Source organism: Mucilaginibacter sp. (assembly GCF_028288105.1).
Classification (GTDB): domain Bacteria; phylum Bacteroidota; class Bacteroidia; order Sphingobacteriales; family Sphingobacteriaceae; genus Mucilaginibacter.
Genome location: NZ_JAQBOI010000076.1, coordinates 1 through 6487, shown reverse-complemented (window position 1 = coordinate 6487; position 6487 = coordinate 1). Strand labels below are relative to the sequence as shown.

Sequence of the window (6487 nt, the reverse complement as noted above, 5' to 3'; positions counted from 1 at the left end):
TCTGGCATGGTAATTAAAATTATCAGGAATTTGCAAAGTAATATTCGTTAAGCGAGTTGCCTATGCGATACAGATCTTCGCGCAGGCTGGTTAAATACTGGTGCAAGCCCATCTGGCTAATGCTTTTAACCGAACTATACTTGATATTGCTTTGCAGCTTACCTATTTGAAATGATATCTCACGGTAATCGTTCACGTTGCTGTTGTTCTTTAACCTGTCAAAATACCGTTGAATGTTATTTACCGAATATATAACCGATCGGGGGAAGTCATTGTTTAGGATAACCTGCTCAATAACATTGTGTGCTTCCAAACCATCGCGGTATGTTTTTTGGTAAAGCTCATAACCGCCTATTGATAGCAACAGGTGTTTCCAATAAGTAATATCAAGTAGCAGGTCCGGGTTGTTATTAATCGGCCCAAATTTTACATCAAGAATGTCTATGGACTGTATGGCGCGTTCCAGGTATTTGCCAATATTCATAAAGCTGCGGGCCTGGCCGCGTTCCATGGTGATTTCTGCCGTTCCATAGTAAAGCATAACCTCTTTTATCAACACATCTAAAACACCAATAGGGTCGTCCTTTTTAAGTCCGGAGGCTATCTTAGGTTCTTTAACGGCATGATAATACTCGTTCAAACATTGCCAAAGATCTTTTGGGATATGCTCCTGAACGCTACGCGCGTTTTCGCGGGCAAGGGTAATAATGTTGAGAATAGAATTGGAGTTCTCTTTATCTATCACCATGAACTTTAAAACCGCGCGACTATCGTTCCCCAGCTTTTCAATCAATCCCTCATCCGGCCCCGAAAATATACGGATCACCGGTTCCCAGGTAAAGCCCTGCACCGAATCTTGCGACGACGCATAGTTAGTTTTCAGCATTCTTAAAATACCGTCACTACGTTCAATATACCGGCTTAACCAATAAAAACTTGCTGCTACCCTGCTTAACATATATTCCTATCTCGGATTTCTCTTGTTTCTTGATTCTAATTTCTTTACTCCTTACGCCAGCACCCATGTATCCTTACTGCCCCCACCTTGCGAGCTATTTACCACCAGCGAACCTTCGGTTAACGCAACTCGGGTTAACCCGCCCGGTACTATCTCAATACCATCCGGGCCGCAAAGGGCATATGGCCTTAGGTCGATACGCCTGGGTTGTAACACGCCACCGATATAACACGGCGCTGCCGATAAACTAATAGTTGGCTGCGCAATGAAATTTCGTGGGTCTTTCAATATCTCCAGTTTGTATTTCTCAATCTCTTCCTCGCTTGATGCATGGCCCATCAGCATACCATAACCACCACTTTCGTTGGTTTTTTTAACCACCATGGTATTGATGTTTTTGAAAACGTACTCGCGTTCGTCCTCGTTAGATAAGCGATGTGTTGGCACGTTCTTTAAAAGTGGTTCTTCGTTTAGGTAATATTTGATCATGTCCGGCACGTAGATGTAAGTAGCCTTATCATCGGCAACACCGTTACCAATTGCATTCACAATAGCAACGTTGCCTTTGCGGTAAGCGCCCATTAACCCGGCTACGCCTAAAACGCTGTTGGGGTTAAATACCAATGGGTCTAAAAAGTCATCGTCAACACGGCGGTATATTACATCAACCTGCTGTAGGCCAATAGTAGTTTTCATGTAAACCTTATGGTTGCTCACCACCAGGTCGCGCCCTTCAACAAGCTCAACCCCCATTAAACGGGCAAGCGTGGTATGTTCAAAGTAGGCTGAATTATATATACCCGGACTAAGTAAAACTATAGTAGGGTTGCTTATTTGCCTTGGCGATAGCGAAAGCAGGTTTTTATACAGGATAGATGGATATTCGGTAACACTACGTACGCCGCAATTCGGCAGCAGATCAGGGAATAAACGTTTGGTTATCTCGCGGTTCTCCAGCATATAGCTTACGCCCGATGGTGTGCGCAGATTGTCTTCCAGCACATAAAAGGTGCCATCGAAATCGCGGATCAGATCTATACCGGCAATGTGGACATAAACATCATAAGGTACATCCAATTGATACATTTCGCGCAGGAAATGCGGGCAGGAGTACACAATATCTATCGGCACAATGCCATCTTTTACAATGAACTGGTTATGGTAAATATCCTTAAGGAAAAGGTTAAGCGCGGTTAACCTTTGTTTGATGCCCTTCTCTACAAAATCCCACTCGGCAGCGGTAATAACACGGGGGATAATATCAAAGGGGAAGATCTTTTCTATCCCTTCGCCGCTATTGTATACGGTAAAAGTAATGCCCTGTGTCATGAACAGGCGTTTAGCCAATTCTTCCTTTTTATTCAGGTCATCCGGCGATTCTTTGGCTAAATATTCAATTACTTTCTGATAATGATCGCGAACGATGCTGTTTTCATTGTACATTTCATCCCATACGCCGTTTATTAAATTGTATTTTTCAAAATGTTGCGATTCGTACATAAAAACTCCCCCTTAATACATTAAAAAATTAATTTTTTCTCATAAAGTATTTATTATGGGCATATAATTGCCCGTATAATTAGTAATCTTTGGTAATTTATGAAAAAATATACGTAATTAATGTAATATTTATATTAAAAATATAATATTATCATTAATATTTTGAATAAAACGAACAGGAAGGGCTAATGGTAATTATCTTTTTGCAGGTCTTACTGCAGCAGATAACAGTTGAACAAGTAAGTTTAAACTGTGTTTGTCCGGAAGATTAATTTTTTTGGAAGATTTTTAGCTTATTAAGCTGCAACTGTTTGCTGTTCTTCAGCAGGTAATTTATCATGGGTGAAATCTTTGAAAAGTAATTCCCAGGCTATTTTGAACCAGATAATAATACATGGGTACGCTTTTATCGCATAGTTCTGCATCCAGATCCTTGCAGGTTTAGGGAACGCATCCGAAGGGCCTAAACCGGTTACAACCAACAGTAGCACCAGCATTACAATATTAAAAGGCGTAAATGGCTTTTTCTGCATCATCATATAAATTACCGCACCTGCAGTAGCTATAATAAATGTAGGATGTTCTGATGCCGTGCTGAATATTACCACCATTAATAATAAGGAGCACATTACCTGCAACTGAAACTTCAAAGACACATATTGCTTAAACCGTAGTAATGCCGCGCCAAATATTGCCGCCCCACCTATCAGGAAAGGCCAGTTAGGGATAGAGCTGTCCTGAAACAAGCGCCTTGTTGCACCCATAATACACCAGTCGAAACCCGTGGTTAGGCTTTGGTTGGTTAGGTTTTTGGACGATAGCGCCGCAAACCAATCACGATAGGTTTGCACCAAAAACTCCGGCCCGGAGATTATCGCCGGCAGGCAAAGCAAAATAACAAGCCATACAAGCGACCAGATAATGTATTGCACTTTATTTTTAGAGAACACAAAAAATGCCAGCCCTACAATGGGATATATCTTCATTAGAGCGCCAAAAACTGTAAAAAAAGTGCCCCAAAACGCTTTTTTTCGCCTCATAAAGGTAAAGCTAAGGATGATAATAGCTGCAATAGTCGGGTTGAATTGCATGTAGTGGCTGGAGTTGGCAAACTCGATGGCGCACAGTAAAAGGATAGCCGTTTTGGTACGATTGTTAAACGGCAGGGTGTTGATGGCCCATAGAAAAATAGCCGCATTACCAACCTCCCAAAAAAAGAAACCCCAGCTTTCGGGCATCAACGCTAAAGGAGCAATAAATACGGTGAACGCTGGCCCATATATGTACACATCATAGTACTCTTTAGGGTAGTGCAAATACAGGTTAACGTGATCTCTGAAATGGTAAAACGAGGTGCGAAATATGAGGTAGTTGTTATCGATATGCCTGAAATACTTAAGCTGCCAGCAAAAGATAGCTACAGCAATATATAGGACGCATGTCCACTGGTAGCCGGTTAGTTTAAGGAATTTCTTTGGGGATAATTGTTCGCTCATTTTGCAGGCATAAATTAAAGGAAAAATTATTTATTCCCTCAACCTTATTTTACTGAACGTTAGGTTCCGAACAGACGAAACAATGGCATAAAAAAAGGTCGCCCTATACGGGCAACCCTCCTAATTAACATGAACTGAATTTTAACGACCTTTTCTTGTATGTTTTTCAAACCCCCTGGCCTCGAATGCCAAAATAATGTTTGCTATTACTTTGTTGTAGATGGCTGCATTGCTGGAGTTGCTGATGATGATAGTCCCATTGGTGCGGGTCGCAGCATCAATTTCCGCCGATGATATTCTGGAAAGCAATTTGTTTAAATGCAGGCTCAGCTTAGCGGTAACGTCAGAGGTGCCATCAACAGTTACATTCTCTACTTCAGATTTAAGTATGGCGTTATCGTTGTAATCAAATTCGATTGGAACTACTGCGCCCCCTGCCGAAGTAAATACCCCCTTAACAGTTAAAGGGATATCTGTACCTGAAGATTTTACCAAAAGTACTTTTATTTCTATTTCACTATAAGTACCCGTATCTATTAAGGCAGTTATGGAAGCTTGATTTAACGAAAATAGATCAAGACCGGAGATGTTTTTTGAGTGAATCTCGGTTTCTATACCGTTCTTTTTGGCTTCGAGTTTAAATCTGCTAATATTGGCTATAGCCGATGTCCAGTTTATGCTGGCATTGACTGCTGCTGTGGCATTTACAACAGGCCCGTTAGCAGATGTGATGCCTAATGTTGATGTAGCATTATCGGCGGTGAGGGCAAATGCTACTTCCGCGCCTGAACTGCTGGTAGTTGTGTTGTCTTTTTTGCATGATACCATTGTAGCACATGCTAACAGAGCAATGGTGCTTAACTTTAAAATAGACTTTTCCATATTGTTTTTTCGGGTTTATAGTCCTATTACGTTAACAATTGATATTCGGTTGCCGTGAAGGGTGAAAATAAAATTAAAGGCAATATTTGCTTATCAAAACAGCCATAGTAATAATAGTTTTTTATCAAATCCTGATACATATACTACATTTATTGCTCCCTTATTTATTAGGGGTTATATTAGTACACATCATATCAATTATGAAACCGATTACTATCTACAAACGCCTGGTTTTAACCTGCGCCCTTTTTATACTTTTCCTTATCCCGACAAAACAACTATTTGCCCAGGCCGAATTAATGCCTTATGGCAACTTAAATGGCATTCGTATAAAAGGCCAGTTAATGGAGTTTAGTACCAACCTTGCCGTAGTTGGCGAAAGCTGGTCGAAAATAAAGGTTACCGCAAAGGAAGTACAGAAACCTAAATTTAAAAGGATAGGTGATACCGAAATTGTAAACACCAATATAGATAGCCTGTATTTTACCGAAACTGTAAAAGACATAGGCAGTGGAAAAATAAGTATCAATATTAAATGTGAAGTAAGAAAGGATACCACTATTAAAGGTATTTATTTGGGGGTAAGGTTGCCGAAAGAAATTTATAGCACAAGCACTATTGATTTAAAGAAAGTAAATGAAGAACTGGTTAGGCTGCAAGGCGAAACCGGCTACCAAACTGACTATGCCAAAGGGATAAGTTATACAGCAGCTAACCAAAAGTTCAGCATTAGCTTAAAAGAAGCAGCGGTAATTCTGCGGCAGGATACCGGCGCGAAAAAATACATCCAGCTTTATTTGCCCATTGCTCCTGGTTCACTTAAAAAGGGGGATGTATTCGAGAAAACCTACACGATAAAAGTATCCGGGCAGGTAGATGAGTCGCCGGCAACATTACAACTGGATACTGCCACGCAGGGCAGCCCTTTTGCCGGACTGGGTGGTAACTTCCGCCTGCAAAACATGAAAACCGACCCGCAGGTTATTGATTATTGCCTTACCAACCTGCGCGTTGCATGGGGCCGGGTAGAAATGCCCTGGAGAAACTGGCAACCTGATATGAACACCGACCCAACCGCCGCCGCGGATAGTGGTAAGTTAAATGCTCATGTTAAAAAATCAATGGAGATGGCGCAAAGGCTGGGGCAAATGAATATCCCGGTTATCCTATCGGCATGGGCGCCACCGCAGTGGGCAGTTGAGGGGCCATTGCAATACAGGCCAACGCCCGCTGGTATTTGGGGTAACCCCTTAAAAAAAGCCAATATGCCCGCCATATATAAATCTATTACAGATTATATCCTTTACCTGAAAGCGCATTACGGTGTAGAGGTAAAGTATTTCTCCTTTAATGAATCTGACCTGGGCATTAACATCCGCCAAACGGGTGAGGAACATGCCGAGCTGATAAAAGGACTGGGCGCCTACATGGCCTCAAAGGGATTAAAAACAAAACTGTTGCTGGGCGATAACTCTGACGCTACTACCTACAAATTTATTTACCCGGCTATGAACGACCCGGAAGCACGGCCATATATCGGTGCGGTTTCTTTTCACTCGTGGCGCGGCTGGGGTGCCGAAACTTTACAGAAGTGGACTGATGCCGCCAAGCAGCTTAATGTGCCCTTATTGGTAGGCGAAGGTAGTATTGA

At 41.8% G+C, this 6487-nt stretch carries 5 protein-coding genes; 1 reads left to right on the top strand and 4 read right to left on the bottom strand.

The window, feature by feature from the left end; all coding sequences use genetic code 11:
- Positions 1–22: 22 nt before the first annotated feature.
- From JWQ85_RS05275 to JWQ85_RS05260, 4 genes are all read right to left on the bottom strand, one after another.
- Positions 23–958, bottom strand: coding sequence for an alpha-E domain-containing protein (locus tag JWQ85_RS05275; protein ID WP_299465040.1), 936 nt, complete (start codon positions 956–958; stop codon positions 23–25).
- Between the two features lie 51 nt (positions 959–1009).
- Positions 1010–2458, bottom strand: a complete 1449-nt coding sequence (locus tag JWQ85_RS05270) for a circularly permuted type 2 ATP-grasp protein (protein ID WP_299465037.1) — start codon at positions 2456–2458, stop codon at positions 1010–1012.
- A gap of 296 nt (positions 2459–2754) precedes the next feature.
- The gene (locus tag JWQ85_RS05265; RefSeq protein WP_299465034.1) at positions 2755–3954 is read right to left on the bottom strand and encodes a glycosyltransferase family 87 protein; all 1200 of its coding nucleotides are present in this window, start codon (positions 3952–3954) and stop codon (positions 2755–2757) included.
- Between the two features lie 141 nt (positions 3955–4095).
- Positions 4096–4836: a hypothetical protein gene (locus JWQ85_RS05260; RefSeq protein WP_299465033.1), complete on the bottom strand. Its 741-nt coding sequence runs from the start codon at positions 4834–4836 to the stop codon at positions 4096–4098.
- A 200-nt stretch (positions 4837–5036) separates the two neighbouring features.
- On the opposite strand from JWQ85_RS05260, the gene JWQ85_RS05255 reads away from it, so the two are divergent.
- A partial coding sequence (locus JWQ85_RS05255) for a hypothetical protein (RefSeq protein WP_299465031.1) occupies positions 5037–6487 on the top strand: 1451 nt, incomplete at its 3' end.